Source organism: Pseudomonas sp. FG98, assembly GCF_057808595.1.
The window spans coordinates 20,418-33,473 of the sequence record NZ_JBMDIJ010000016.1 but is presented as its reverse complement, the minus strand read 5'-3'; the positions used below and the strand labels follow the sequence as shown (position 1 = coordinate 33,473).

Genomic DNA, 13,056 nt, shown 5'->3' with positions numbered 1-13,056 from the left:
AAGAAAACGGGCGACGACGAGAGAGGGCCGCCGTCGCCCAAAGGATCACAGAAGGCTGAACGGATAGCTGATGATCAGACGGTTCTCGTCGAACGAGTTGGTGCTGAAATCGCGGCGCATGTTGGAGTTGCGCCATTTCATCGACAGGTTCTTGAAGGTGCCGGACTGGACCACGTAGGCCAGTTCCGACTCCCGTGCCCATTCCTTGCCGTCGTCGACTGTCGCGGTGTGCACGTTGTCACCCTTGATGTAGCGGTTCATCAGGGTCAGGCCGGGCACGCCGAGGGCGGCGAAGTTGTAGTCGTGACGCACCTGCCAGGAGCGTTCCTTGGCGTTGTCGAAGCTGGAGTTGTAGCTGTCGTTGGCCAGGGTGCCGCCGCTGGTGCCGTTGACCCGGAACCACAGGTCGTCGCCGCTGACCTTTTGCAGGCCGACATAGAAGGTGTTGCCACCGTACTTGGCCGAGAGCATGGCCGAGGCGGTGCGGTTGTCGAGGTCGCCGGCGCGGGCCGAGCCGTCTTCCTTGCCGAGGAAGTAGCCGAGGTTGGCGCCCAGGGTCCAGTCGCCCACGGGCTGGCTATGGGTCAGGTTGATGTATTGCTGTTGGTAGATGTCCTTCAGTTGCGCGTTCCACAGGCCGACCATGGTGCGCTTTTCATTGAAGGTGAATTCGCCGCCGGCAAAGTTGAAGCGGTCCGAGGTGAAGGCCGCTTTGCCGTTCATGAACATGTCTTCCATGCTCGCGTCGTTGCGTGGGCTGTTGGCACGGAACTGGCCGGCGTAGAGGGTCAGGCCGTCGATTTCGTTGGACGTCACCTGGCCACCGCGGAAGGTCTGCGGCAGCGAGCGACCGTCGTCGGAACGCAGGATCGGCAGCACCGGCATCCACTCGCCGACCTTCACTTCGGTCTTCGAGACCTTGGCTTTCAGGGCCACACCGAGGCGACCGAAATCATCGGCCGGGCGGCCGTCGTCATGCACCGGCAGCAGGTGGGTGCCGGCGGTGCCTTTGCCGCCATCGAGCTTGACCGAGTAAAGGCCGAGCACATCGACACCGAAGCCGACGGTGCCCTGGGTGAAGCCGGACTTGGCGTCGAGGATGAAGCTCTGGGTCCATTCCTCGCCCTTGCCCTGGGCGTTGGCCGGATCGACGAAATTGCGGTTGATGTAGAAGTTGCGCAGGTTGAGGTTGGCCTTGGCGTCCTCCAGGAAACCGCTTTCGGCGGCCATGGCGGGGACAGCGCAGGTCAGTGCGATAAAGCCGGGAAGCAGGTGTCGTGCTTTGTGCGGAGTGTTCTTCATCGATGTATCTCTTGTTTTTATGTAAGCCGAAACCATCCGCTGTGACTGAAAAGGGTCACAGGCCGGGTTGCGTGCTTTTGGGGTGTGCTTGGGGACAAGCGGCAGGAGGATGGTGCTGTGAGGGGAGGGGGTGAATCAATTCGTTACAGGCGGTATTGGGCGATAATCGAACACTAACTGAATGGTTAGTTTTATTTCGTACTGGATTTTAGGTCCTCATCGCCGGCAACGCCGGCTCCCACAGGTTGCTGCTCCACTGCGGACATTGTGGGAGCCGGCGTTGCCGGCGATGAGGCCCTCAAGTGAACACCAGTAAAAAGCCCACCGGGAAGGTGGGCTCTTGTTCACAGCTTTACTGCATCAACGCGAAGCCTGGGCATCGCCGGTCTTCTCATACCAGCCGCCACCCAGCGACTTGTACAGGTTCACCTCACTGACCAACTGCGACAGCCGGTCGGTGATCAGCGATTGCTGGGCACTGAACAGGTTGCGCTGGGCATCGAGGAACACCAGGTTGCTGTCGACGCCGATGCGGTAGCGACGCTCGGCCAGGCGGTAGTAGTCCTGGTTGGCGGCGACCAGGTCGCGCTGGGCCTGCAGCTGCTGGCTGTAGGTCTGACGCGCGGCGAGGCCATCGGAGACTTCCTGGAAGGCGGTCTGGATGGTCTTTTCGTACTTGGCGACGTTGATGTCCTTCTGGATCTTCGAGTAATCCAGGCTGGCCTTGAGCGCGCCGGCATTGAAGATCGGCAGGCTGATCGACGGCTGGAACAGCCAGGTGCCCGAGCCACCCTTGAACAGGCCGTCCATGTCCGGGCTCAGGGTCCCGGCGTTGGCGGTCAGGCTGATGCGCGGGAAGAACGCCGCACGGGCTGCGCCGATATTGGCGTTGGCCGCTTTCAGCAGGTGCTCGGCTTCGATGATGTCCGGACGCCGGGTCAGCAGGTCCGACGGCAGGCCGGCCGGCATCTCTGCCAGCACGTCGCCATCCAGCGGCATGGCCGCCGGCAGGTTGCCCGGCAGGCCGGCGCCGACCAGCAGGGTCAGGCTGTTGAGGTCCTGGGCGACCAGGCGCTGGTACTGCGCCAGCTTGACCCGCGCGCCTTCGACGGCGGTGCGTGACTGGCTCAGGTCGAGGGCGGAGGACACGCCGACATCGGCGCTGCGCTGGGTCAGCTTGAAGCTTTCCTCGTAGGTCTTGAGGGTCTCGCCGGTCAGCTTGAGCAGGGCCTGGTCGGCCTGCCAGGTGTAATAGGCGTTGGCGACGCTGGCCACCAGGGCGATCTGCGTCGAACGGCGCGCCTGTTCGCTGGACAGGTAGGTTTCCAGGGCCTGCTCGCTGAGGCTGCGCACGCGGCCGAACAGGTCCAGCTCGTAGGCGCTGACGCCGACGGTGGCCGAGTACTGGCTGCTGATGCTGGACTCGCCGGTGGTCGACATGTCTGCCGGGGTACGTTGGCGTGTGCCGCTGGCCGTTGCCGAGACCGCCGGGAACAGGTCGGCGCGCTGGATGCGGTACTGCGCGCGGTAGGCGTCGATGTTCAGCGCCGCGACACGCAGGTCGCGGTTGTTTTCCAGCGAGCTCTGGATCAGTTGCTGCAGCGCCGGGTCATGGAAGAACTGGCGCCAGCCTTGCTCGGCCGCCGCGACCTGGGCCGACTCGGTCGGCGAGTACGCCGGACCGGCCGGCCACTGGGCCGCCACCGGCGACTCAGGGGTCTTGTAGTCGGGGATCAGCGAGCATCCACCGAGGATGAACGCGGTGACCGCCAGGGATAACAGGGACTTGGTCATTGCCCAGCCTCAGGTTGTTGGGTTGCAGGAGTGGCGTCTTCTTCCGGCTTCTTGCTGCCGAACCACGACGACACGCTCACGAAGAATAGCGGTACCCAGAAGATCGCCAGGATGGTGGCGGTCAGCATGCCGCCGATCACACCAGTACCAATGGCGTGCTGGCTGCCCGAGCCGGCGCCGGAGGCGATAGCCAAGGGTACTACGCCGAGGATGAAGGCCAGCGAGGTCATGATGATCGGACGCAGACGCATGCGGCACGCCTCGATCGCCGCGTCGATCAGGCTACGACCCTGCTCGTGCAGTTCCTTGGCGAACTCGACGATCAGGATGGCGTTCTTCGCCGCCAGGCCGATGGTGGTCAACAGGCCCACCTGGAAGTACACGTCGTTGGACAGCCCGCGCAGGCTGGTGGCCAGCAGCGCACCGATGATCCCCAGTGGTACCACGAGCATCACCGCGATCGGGATCGACCAGCTTTCGTACAGCGCCGCCAGGCAGAGGAACACCATCAGCAGCGACAGGGCGTACAGCGCCGGTGCCTGGGAGCCCGACAGGCGCTCCTCGTAGGACAGGCCGGTCCAGGAGTAGCCGATACCCGCCGGCAGTTGCGCGGCGATGCGCTCGACTTCGGCCATGGCTTCACCGGTACTGTAGCCAGGGGCTGGCGCACCGAGGATTTCCACCGCCTCGACGCCGTTGTAGCGCGACAGCTTCGGCGAACCGTAGCTCCACTCGCCATGGGCGAAGGCCGAGAACGGCACCATCTCGCCGGCGGCGTTGCGCACGAACCACTTCTGCAGGTCTTCCGGACTCATCCGCGACGAGGCTTCGCCCTGGATGTAGACCTTCTTGACCCGACCGCGGTCGATGAAGTCGTTGACGTAGCTGGCGCCGAGGGCGATCGACAGGGTGTTGTTGATATCGGCGATGGTTACGCCCAGGGCACTGGCGCGCTCGTCGTCGACGGTCAACTGGTACTGCGGCTCGTCGTTCAGGCCGTTCGGACGTACTGCCGAGAGGATCTTGCTCTGCGCGGCCATGCCGAGGAACTGGTTGCGCGCTTCCATCAGCTTGGCGTGGCCGACACCGGCACGGTCCTGCAGGAACACGTCGAAACCGGTGGCGTTACCCAGCTCCAGTACCGCAGGCGGAGCGAAGGCGAACACCATGGCGTCGCGGAAGCTGAAGAAGTGCTGCTGGGCACGGGCCGCCAGGTTGAACACGCTGTTCTCGGCGGAACGCTCGCCCCACGGCTTGAGCATGATGAAGGCCATGCCCGAGCTCTGGCCACGGCCGGCGAAGTTGAAGCCGGTCACGGTGAACACCGAAGCGACGGTGTCGGCTTCCTTGTCCAGCAGGTACTCGCGCATCTGGTCGACCACCACCTGGGTGCGCTCGGCACTGGAGCCGGCCGGGGTCTGTACCTGGGCGAACAGTACGCCCTGGTCTTCTTCCGGAAGGAACGCGGTAGGGATGCGGGTGAACAGCCAGACCATGCCGACCACGATCAGCAGGTAGGCCAGCAGGTACGGTGCCTTGTGCCGCAGCATGTTGCCGACGCCACGCTCGTAGCTGCGCACGCTGCGGTCGAAGTTGCGGTTGAACCAGCCGAAGAAGCCGCGCTTGGCGGTGTGGTGCTCGCCCTGTTTCAGCGGCTTGAGCATGGTCGCGCAGAGCGCCGGGGTGAAGATCAGTGCCACCAGTACCGACAGGGCCATGGCCGAGACGATGGTGATGGAGAACTGCTTGTAGATCACCCCGGTGGAGCCGCCGAAGAACGCCATCGGCAACAGTACCGCCGAGAGCACCAGGGCGATACCGACCAGGGCGCCCTGGATCTGGCCCATGGATTTCTTGGTCGCTTCCTTCGGTGACAGCCCTTCCTCGGACATCACCCGCTCGACGTTCTCCACCACGACGATGGCGTCGTCCACCAATAGACCGATGGCCAGCACCATGCCGAACATGGTCAGGGTGTTGATGCTGAAACCGGCTGCGGCAAGGATGCCGAAGGTACCCAGCAACACCACCGGCACCGTCATGGTGGTGATCACCGTGGCGCGGAAGTTCTGCAGGAACAGGTACATCACCAGGAACACCAGGACGATCGCTTCGATCAGGGTGTGGATCACGCCGCTGATGGACTCGGTCACGACCGGAGTGGTGTCGTAGGGGAAGACCGCCTTCATGCCTGGCGGGAAGAAGGGTTCCAGGTCGGAGATGGTCTTGCGCAGCGCCTTGGCGGTATCCAGGGCGTTGGCACCGGTGGCCAGTTTCACCGCCAGGCCGGAAGCCGGCTTGCCGTTGAACTGGGCGCTGACCGCGTAGTTTTCACCGCCCAGGCCGACCTTGGCGACATCGCCCAGGCGCACCTGCGAACCGTCGCGGTTGACCTTGAGCAGGATCTTCTCGAACTGCTCGGCGGTCTGCAGACGGGTCTTGCCGATGATGGTGGCGTTGAGCTGGGTGCCGGGCAGGGCAGGCAGGCCGCCGAGCTGGCCGGAGGACACCTGGACGTTCTGTGCGGCGACGGCAGTCTTAACGTCGACCGGGGTCAGCTGGTACTTGTTCAGCTTGGCCGGGTCGAGCCAGATGCGCATCGCGTACTGGGCACCGAAGACCTGGAAGTCACCGACACCGGCGGTCCGCGAAATCGGGTCCTGCATGTTGGAGACGATGTAGTTGGCCAGGTCGTCCTTGGTCATGCTGCCGTCTTCCGACACCAGACCGATCACCAACAGGAAGTTCTTCACTGCCTTGGTCACGCGGATACCCTGCTGCTGCACTTCTTGCGGCAGCAGCGGGGTGGCCAGGTTCAGCTTGTTCTGCACCTGGACCTGGGCGGTGTCGGGGTTGGTGCCCTGCTCGAAGGTGGCGGTAATGGTCATGCTGCCGTCGGAGTTACTTTCCGACGACACATAGCGCAGGTTGTCGATACCGTTGAGCTGCTGCTCGATCACCTGGACCACTGTGTCCTGCACGGTCTGCGCCGAGGCGCCCGGGTAGGTCACGGCGATGGCGATCGCCGGCGGGGCGATGCTCGGGTATTGGTTGATCGGCAACTTGAGGATCGACAGCGCGCCGACCAGCATGATCACCAGGGCGATCACCCAGGCGAAGATCGGGCGATCGATAAAGAATCTCGACATGGTTTACTCCCCTTTGGCCCCTGCACTCGCGGCACTGGCCTGGGTTGGCTGGGCAGGCTTGACGTTGGTCGCTTCGCTGACCTTCACCTCGACGCCTGGCTTGACGTATTGCAGGCCTTCGGTGATCAGACGGTCACCGGCATTCAGGCCTTCCTCGATCAGCCAGTCGTTGCCAACGGTACGGCTGGCTTTCAGCTGACGCAGTTCGACCTTGTTGTCCTTGTTGACCACCAGGGCGGTGGCCTGGCCCTTGAGGTCGCGGGTCACGCCTTGTTGCGGGGCGAGGATCGCGGTCTCGTTGACGCCGTTGTTCAGGCGGGCATGGACGAACATGCCAGGCAGCAGGTTGTGCTCAGGGTTGGGGAACACGGCGCGCAGGGTCACGGAACCGGTGGTTTCGTCGACCGAGACTTCGGAGAACTCCAGGCGACCTTTCTGTGCGTAGGCGCTGCCGTCTTCCAGCTTCAGGCTGACTTCGGCGGCGTTGTCACCGACCTTCTTCAGCGCGCCGCTTTCCAGCTCGCGACGCAGCTTGAGCAGTTCGGCGGAGGACTGGGTGACGTCGACGTAGATCGGGTCGAGCTGCTGGATGGTGGCCATGGCGGTGGCCTGGCCGTTGCTGACCAGGGCGCCTTCGGTGACCGCGGAGCGACCGATACGGCCGCTGATAGGGGCGAGGACCTTGGTGTAGCGCAGGTCGATCTCGGCGCTCTTCAGCGTGGCCTCAGCCTGCAAACGTTTGGCCTGGGCATCGTCGTATTCCTGGCGGCTGACAGCCTGTTCGCTGACCAGTTGCTTGTAGCGGTCGGACAGCGAGCGGGTCGATTGCAGGTTGGCCTTGGCGCTGGCCAGGGTCGCCTCGTACACCGACGGGTCGATCTGGTACAGCTGCTGGCCTTCCTTCACATCGCTGCCTTCCTTGAACAGGCGCTTGAGAATGATGCCGTTGACCTGCGGACGCACTTCCGCGACGCGGTACGCGGTGGTGCGGCCTGGCAGGTCGGAGACGAGGGTATAGGGTTGGGCCTGGAGGGTTACGACGCCGACCTGAGGAGCTTGCGCCACGGGCGCCGCTTCTTCCTTTTTACAGCCGCTGAGCAGTGTTGCCAGGGCGACGGCGGAAACCAGAGCGGTAACAGCTGGCTTGAATTGCATGAAGATCCTCGGGTCAGAAGAGCTGAAGACGCTCAAGAGTAATTGAAATCGGAAATCGGTAAAAAATCTTACAGCTGGATAAGTAGCATGCTAAGGAATATACTTACATTCATGCTTGTTTGTAAACACCCGCTACCTTGGCCACAGGATGCTGCAAGGCGCGAAACCAGAACGTCCGGGAAGCGGCCATACAGAGGCCGCACCGGCTAAGAAACCGGCCGCTGGACGCAGGCGCCCGGTCCCTTGATGAGGTTGTACTGCCATGGTCCGTCGAACCAAAGAGGAAGCTCAGGAAACCCGTAACCAGATTCTCGAAGCTGCGGAAAAGGCCTTCTATAAACGAGGGATAGCCCGCACCACGCTGGCGGACATCGCCGAACTGGCGGGTGTGACCCGCGGCGCCATCTACTGGCATTTCGATAACAAGGCCGAGTTGGTCCAGGCCCTGCTCGACAGCCTGCAAGAGCCGCTGGACGCCTTGTCGCAAGCCAGCGAGAGCGAGGACGAACTCGATCCGCTGGGTTGCATGCGCAAGTTGCTGGTGCAACTGATGCACCAGATGGCGAGCGATCCCAAGACGCGGCGTATCAATGAAATTCTTCATCACAAATGCGAATTCACCGATGAGATGTGCGAGATCCGTGTGCAGCGGCAGAGCGCGGTCATCGATTGTCATGAGCGCATCACCCGTTCGTTGGGCAACGCCATCCGCCGTGAACAACTGCCGGCCGACCTCGACCCGGATCATGCGGCGGTTGCCTTGTTCGCCTATATCGATGGCCTGATCCGGCGCTGGCTGCTGTTGCCGGAGAGCTTCGACCTGTTCAGCGATGCCGAGCGCTGGGCGGATGCCGGGCTGGACATGCTGCGCTTGAGCCCCTCCCTGCGCAATTGAGGTTTTGTGAGCATTTGTGAATCTTTGTATTTCCAGATTCCGTTGGTAGTGTAGGACGCCGGACAGATCACACCCTGTCCGGCGTCATCATTATGTAGGCTCGGTTCCTTCTGGATACTTAGCTGGCTAATTAAATTTTCTTCATCGAGTCCGGACATGACCGCGCAGACCCCGACAATGAAAGGCGCCGATCAACCGCTGCGGGGGATCGCCCTGATCTGTCTGGCGGTGCTGCTGTTCGCCAGCCATGACGCCCTGTCCAAGTACCTGTCGGGGTTCTATGCCATCGTCATGGTGGTCTGGGCGCGCTATGTGGTGCACACCCTGCTGATGCTGGTGGTGTTCGTGCCGCGCACCGGGTTGTCGGCGGTGGTGCGTACCCGGCGGCCGCTGTTGCAACTGGCGCGGGCGCTCTGCCTGATCGGCACCAGCCTGCTGTTTACCACCGGCCTGCGCTATATCCCCCTGGCCGAGGCCACGGCGGTCAACTTCCTCGCGCCCCTGATGGTCACCGCGTTGTCGGTGCCGCTACTGGGCGAGCGGGTCACCCGTGGACAATGGATCGCCGTGTCGGCGGGCTTCATCGGTGTGCTGATCGTGATTCGCCCCGGCGGCGCGCTGTTCACCCCGGCGATCCTGCTGCCCCTGGGCTCGGCCTTCTGTTTTGGCTGCTATCAGTTGCTGACCCGCAAGCTCGCCGCGACCGACAGCCCGACTACCAGCAACTTCCTCACCGGCATTTTCAACAGCCTGATCATGACCGCCCTGGTGCCGTTCTTCTGGACCCTGCCGAGCTTCACCCACGGCCTGTTCATGATCGGCCTGGGCACCTGCGGCATGCTCGGTCATATGCTCCTGACCTCGGCCTTCAAACACGCGGCGCCGGCCCTGCTGGCGCCGTTCAGTTATGGCCAGATCCTCTTCGCCGGGATGTTCGGCTACCTGGTCTTCGACCACAGCCCGGACGTCTACGGCGTAGTCGGCATTTCCATCATCTGCCTCAGCGGCCTGGCCGTGGCCTGGGTGCAGCGTCGACGCTGATCAGTGCCCGCGCAGTTCGCGGTTGGGCAGGGCCAGCGCAGCGGCCAGGCCCAGCAACGAAATCGAGGCACTGGCCAGTAGCAGGTTGCGGAAGGTCACCGACAGTTCCGCCTGCACCGCCAGGCTGGCCTCGCCCGTGCGCAGGCTGCCCAGCAGCGCCTCGCCGGCCAGGGCATAGCCGCCGTCCTGCAGCATCGCCAGCAACAGCGCCGACATCAGCGCCACACCCATTGCCCCGCCGAGCGAGCGGAACAGATTGGTGGTGCTGGTGGCGACGCCGATGTCCTGTGGTTGCACCGCGCTCTGGGTCGCCACCAGCGAGGTCGGAAACTGGGCACCGCCGGCAATGCCGGTGAGCAGCATGAACAGACCGCTGAGCAGCGTCGAGGTAGGGGGCGTAAGGGCCATGCCGACGATCGCCAGCGGCATCAGCAGGCTGCCGAACAGGATCTGCGGCTTGAAGCGTCCGGTCAGATTGGTCAGCCGGCCGGCGCAGTAGGCGCCGATCGGCAGGCCCATGGCCAGTGGCAGCAGGTGCAAGGCCGCGCTGTCGGCGCCGGAGCCAGTGATGCTCTGGTAGCGCAGGGGCACCAGCATGCTCAGGGAGATGGCCTGGAAGCTGGTGAAGAAGATGGTGCACCAGCACAGCACCGCGACCCGGATGCGAAACAGCTTCAGCGGCAACAGCGGCTCGGGGGCGCGGCGTTCGTAGAGCACGAACAGGGTCAGGCCGAACAGCGCGGTGGCCAGCAGCGCCAGCACGGCTTGGCCATGCCAGGCGTGGCCCTGGCCTATCAGGGTGATGGCCAGGAGCAGGGCGGTCAGGCCGAGGATCAGCAGCAGCGCCCCCGGATAGTCCACCTTCGCCGCTCGCTGCGGGGTCGCCAGGCCGCGCAGGCTGTTGCGCGTCACCCACCAGGCGGTCAGCCCCAGCGGCAGATTGAGCCAGAACACCCAGCGCCATGACAGGTACTCGGTCAGCAAGCCACCCAGCACTGGCCCGGCGACGCTGGCGGCGGCATACATGCTGCTGAAATAGCCCTGGTAGCGACCGCGTTCCCGGGGCGGCACCAGGTCGCCGAGGATCGCCTGGCTCACCGACACCATGCCGCCAGCGCCGATGCCCTGGATCACCCGGGCCAGCACCAGTTGCTCCATGTTCTGCGCCAGGGCACAGAACACTGAGGCCAGGGTGAAGATCGCCGTGCCGCTGAGGATCATCCGCCGCCGGCCGTACAGGTCGCCAAGCTTGCCGTAGATCGGCGTGGCCACGGTCATCGCCACCATGTAACCGGAAATCACCCAGGCCAACAGGCCGACATCGTTGAACTGTGCGGAAATCGCCGGCATCGACACGGCGATGATGGTCTGGTCGAGGGCACCGAGGAAGATCGCCAGCATCAACGCGACGAGTACGGTGCGGATGGCGGGTTGGGTGGGAGAGTGGGGTAGGGTCACGGCAGGCTCGGCATTGTATTTTTCGGGCCAGTCTAACCGATAGCTTGCTAAGCGTCTGTGCGTGGAAAATGAAGCTTTTGCCAGGATCGGGCTGACCCTATCTCAAGGCACTCAAGGTCGCCGTATGCGGCACGCAGTGCGCCAGCGAACAACTGGCCGCCGACCACGGCTGGTTGCGGGTCTGTTCCACTCGCCAGGCAGCAGTGGCATAGAGCCCGGCCACGGCGAGAATGGTGAAGACGACGGCGCATTTTCTTGTTCTGACGCCCATGATGCGGACCTCCTGCATCGACGCATGTCGTTACAGACATGCTGTTACAAGGATAGTCCAGCACTCGCCAATCTGCTCAGGGCAGGTCGCGGTCCCACTCTGGTTGGTCGGTGAAGCGTTCGGCGAGGAAGTCCAGCATGCTGCGCAAGGTCGCCGGCATGTGCTTGCGCGAGGTATAGACCGCATTGAGGTTGAGGGTCTTGGGTCTGGCCTGTGGCAACAGGCGGATCAATTCGCCGCTACGCAGTGGCCGATAGGCCAGGTAGGTCGGCAGCATGGCGATGCCGGCGCCCGCGAGGGTCGCCTGTTGCAAGGTCAGTGCTTCATTGGCGCTGATATTGCCGCTGATCGGCACCGCGACGCTTTCGCCCTCTACCTCGAAATGCCAGAGGCTGTGGCCGAAGTAGGAATGGGTCAGGCAGTTGTGCTGGCTGAGGTCCTGCACCACCTGCGGCGTCGGGTGTTCGCGCAGGTAGGCAGGCGAGGCACAGATCACCGAATGGCAGACGCTCAGGCGCCGGGCGATCAGGTTGGGATCGATATCGTTGCTGGTGCGGATCGCCAGGTCGATGCGCTCGTCCACCAGATTGACGGTACGGTCGAGCATCTGCAGGTCGATCTTTACCTGCGGGTAGCGGCGCACGTACTCGGTGATCGCGTCGAGCAACTGCGCCTGGCCGAACGAGGTGCTGACGCTGATGCGCAACTCGCCCCGTGGCGCCTGGTCGGGAGTACTGACCGCCGCTTGCAGGTCGCCGGCCAGTTCCAGCATCTGCCGGCAGCGCGGCAGGGTTTCCTTGCCGGCGGCGGTCAGGCTCAGCTTGCGCGTGGTGCGCTGCATCAGGCGCGCGCCGACCCAGTTCTCCAGGTCGGCCAGGTAGCGGGAAATCACTGGGCGTGACAGATCGAGGTGATCGGCGGCGGCCGACTGGCTGCCAAGATCGACCACGGTGACGAAGACCCGCATTGCGGTAAGACGGTCCATGGATTTGTCCGGTTTCAGAAACAAACTATGGCCAAGAATCGCATTTTTTGTGTTGGATCGCGCAACTAAGCTGTGGAGCATTCGTTTTCCACAGGACTCTGCCAATGCTTCGTCTTCTTTCTCCCCGTCGCCTGCTGCTGGCCGTCGTTGCCCTGGTCTGGTTCGGCCGGGCCATCGCCGTCGACACACCGCTGCAACTGACCGTCTACAACCCCGGCAGCGACGCGTTGTTTCCGGTCAGCTCGGTGATCGTCAGTGGCCAGCATGACGCCATCCTGGTCGACGCCCAGTTCGGCAAGGCCCAGGCCGAGCAGGTGGTGGACAAACTGCGGACCAGTGGCAAGCGCCTGACCACTATCTATATCAGCCACGGCGACCCGGATTACTACTTCGGCCTCGACACCCTGTTGCGCGCCTTCCCCGATGTGCAGGTGGTCGCCACGGCACCGACTGTCGCCCATATCCAGAAGACCATGGACGCCAAGCTGGCCTACTGGGGCCCGCAGATGGGCGCCGACAAGCCGCAGCGTCTGGTGCTGCCGCAGGTCCTGAAAGGCGACCGCCTGCAGCTTGAAGGCCAGGACCTGCAAGTGGTCGGCCTCGACGGCCCGCAACCGGATCGCACTTTCGTCTGGATCCCTTCGATCAAGGCGGTGGTGGGCGGGATCCTGGTCTCGGAAAACCTGCACGTGTGGATGGCCGACACCCAGGGCGCTCAATCCCATGCCGACTGGCTGACAGGCTTGCAGCGTATCGAAGACCTCAAGCCGCAAACCGTGATTCCGGGTCATACCCTCGGCAAGGCGAGCGGTTCGCTGGCGGCGGTGCGCTTTACTGCTGACTACATCCGCGCCTTCGATCAGGAAAGCGCCCGTGCCGCCGACTCGGCGCAACTGATCGCAGCGATGAAAAAGCGTTACCCGAACCTGGCCGAAGAAAGCTCCCTGGAACTGGGCGCCAAGGTCGACAAGGGCGAAATGAAATGGTGAGTCGTTCAATTCTCAAT

At 63.5% G+C, this 13,056-nt stretch carries 10 protein-coding genes; 3 read left to right on the top strand and 7 right to left on the bottom strand.

Features of this window, described 5'->3' with window-relative positions; translation table 11 throughout:
- Positions 1-45: 45 nt before the first annotated feature.
- The 4 genes from ACODSK_RS13030 to ACODSK_RS13015 form a co-directional block, all read right to left on the bottom strand.
- The gene (locus tag ACODSK_RS13030; protein WP_489016537.1) at positions 46-1,302 is read right to left on the bottom strand and encodes an OprD family porin; all 1,257 of its coding nucleotides are present in this window, start codon (positions 1,300-1,302) and stop codon (positions 46-48) included.
- Between the two features lie 360 nt (positions 1,303-1,662).
- Positions 1,663-3,096 (bottom strand): AdeC/AdeK/OprM family multidrug efflux complex outer membrane factor, encoded by a 1,434-nt coding sequence (locus tag ACODSK_RS13025; RefSeq protein ID WP_489016535.1) that lies wholly within the window; start codon positions 3,094-3,096, stop codon positions 1,663-1,665.
- Positions 3,093-6,245 (bottom strand): multidrug efflux RND transporter permease subunit TtgB, encoded by a 3,153-nt coding sequence (ttgB, locus tag ACODSK_RS13020; protein ID WP_489016534.1) that lies wholly within the window; start codon positions 6,243-6,245, stop codon positions 3,093-3,095. The genes ACODSK_RS13025 and ttgB overlap by 4 nt, the downstream gene beginning before the upstream one ends.
- Positions 6,246-6,248: 3 nt before the next feature.
- Positions 6,249-7,400 carry an efflux RND transporter periplasmic adaptor subunit gene (locus ACODSK_RS13015; protein WP_489016533.1) on the bottom strand — a complete coding sequence of 384 codons (1,152 nt, stop codon included), beginning with the start codon at positions 7,398-7,400 and terminating at the stop codon, positions 6,249-6,251.
- A 262-nt stretch (positions 7,401-7,662) separates the two neighbouring features.
- Between ACODSK_RS13015 and ACODSK_RS13010 the strand changes: the two genes are divergently transcribed.
- Together ACODSK_RS13010 and ACODSK_RS13005 are read left to right on the top strand one after the other, a co-directional pair.
- Entirely contained in the window at positions 7,663-8,295 is a 633-nt protein-coding gene (locus tag ACODSK_RS13010) for a TetR family transcriptional regulator (RefSeq protein ID WP_489016531.1), read from the top strand.
- A gap of 156 nt (positions 8,296-8,451) precedes the next feature.
- Positions 8,452-9,336, top strand: a complete 885-nt coding sequence (locus ACODSK_RS13005; RefSeq protein WP_489016529.1) for a DMT family transporter — start codon at positions 8,452-8,454, stop codon at positions 9,334-9,336.
- Here ACODSK_RS13005 and ACODSK_RS13000 read toward each other — a convergent pair whose 3' ends face one another.
- From ACODSK_RS13000 to ACODSK_RS12990, 3 genes are all read right to left on the bottom strand, one after another.
- Positions 9,337-10,737 (bottom strand): MDR family MFS transporter, encoded by a 1,401-nt coding sequence (locus tag ACODSK_RS13000; protein ID WP_489016635.1) that lies wholly within the window; start codon positions 10,735-10,737, stop codon positions 9,337-9,339.
- A gap of 154 nt (positions 10,738-10,891) precedes the next feature.
- Positions 10,892-11,065: a hypothetical protein gene (locus ACODSK_RS12995; protein ID WP_489016528.1), complete on the bottom strand. Its 174-nt coding sequence runs from the start codon at positions 11,063-11,065 to the stop codon at positions 10,892-10,894.
- 76 nt (positions 11,066-11,141) lie between these two features.
- Complete coding sequence (locus ACODSK_RS12990) at positions 11,142-12,050, bottom strand: LysR family transcriptional regulator (protein ID WP_489016527.1); 909 nt, start codon at positions 12,048-12,050, stop codon at positions 11,142-11,144.
- Between the two features lie 104 nt (positions 12,051-12,154).
- On the opposite strand from ACODSK_RS12990, the gene ACODSK_RS12985 reads away from it, so the two are divergent.
- On the top strand, positions 12,155-13,039 hold the full coding sequence (locus tag ACODSK_RS12985) for an MBL fold metallo-hydrolase (RefSeq protein WP_489016526.1): 885 nt from the start codon (positions 12,155-12,157) through the stop codon (positions 13,037-13,039).
- Positions 13,040-13,056 lie beyond the last annotated feature (17 nt).

Coding starts and splice junctions, on each gene's coding strand:
- ACODSK_RS13030 (WP_489016537.1), bottom strand. CDS start 1,302: ATGAAGAACACTCCGCACAAAGCACGACACCTGCTTCCCGGCTTTATC.
- ACODSK_RS13025 (WP_489016535.1), bottom strand. CDS start 3,096: ATGACCAAGTCCCTGTTATCCCTGGCGGTCACCGCGTTCATCCTCGGT.
- ttgB (WP_489016534.1), bottom strand. CDS start 6,245: ATGTCGAGATTCTTTATCGATCGCCCGATCTTCGCCTGGGTGATCGCC.
- ACODSK_RS13015 (WP_489016533.1), bottom strand. CDS start 7,400: ATGCAATTCAAGCCAGCTGTTACCGCTCTGGTTTCCGCCGTCGCCCTG.
- ACODSK_RS13010 (WP_489016531.1), top strand. CDS start 7,663: ATGGTCCGTCGAACCAAAGAGGAAGCTCAGGAAACCCGTAACCAGATT.
- ACODSK_RS13005 (WP_489016529.1), top strand. CDS start 8,452: ATGACCGCGCAGACCCCGACAATGAAAGGCGCCGATCAACCGCTGCGG.
- ACODSK_RS13000 (WP_489016635.1), bottom strand. CDS start 10,737: ATGCTGGCGATCTTCCTCGGTGCCCTCGACCAGACCATCATCGCCGTG.
- ACODSK_RS12995 (WP_489016528.1), bottom strand. CDS start 11,065: ATGGGCGTCAGAACAAGAAAATGCGCCGTCGTCTTCACCATTCTCGCC.
- ACODSK_RS12990 (WP_489016527.1), bottom strand. CDS start 12,050: ATGGACCGTCTTACCGCAATGCGGGTCTTCGTCACCGTGGTCGATCTT.
- ACODSK_RS12985 (WP_489016526.1), top strand. CDS start 12,155: ATGCTTCGTCTTCTTTCTCCCCGTCGCCTGCTGCTGGCCGTCGTTGCC.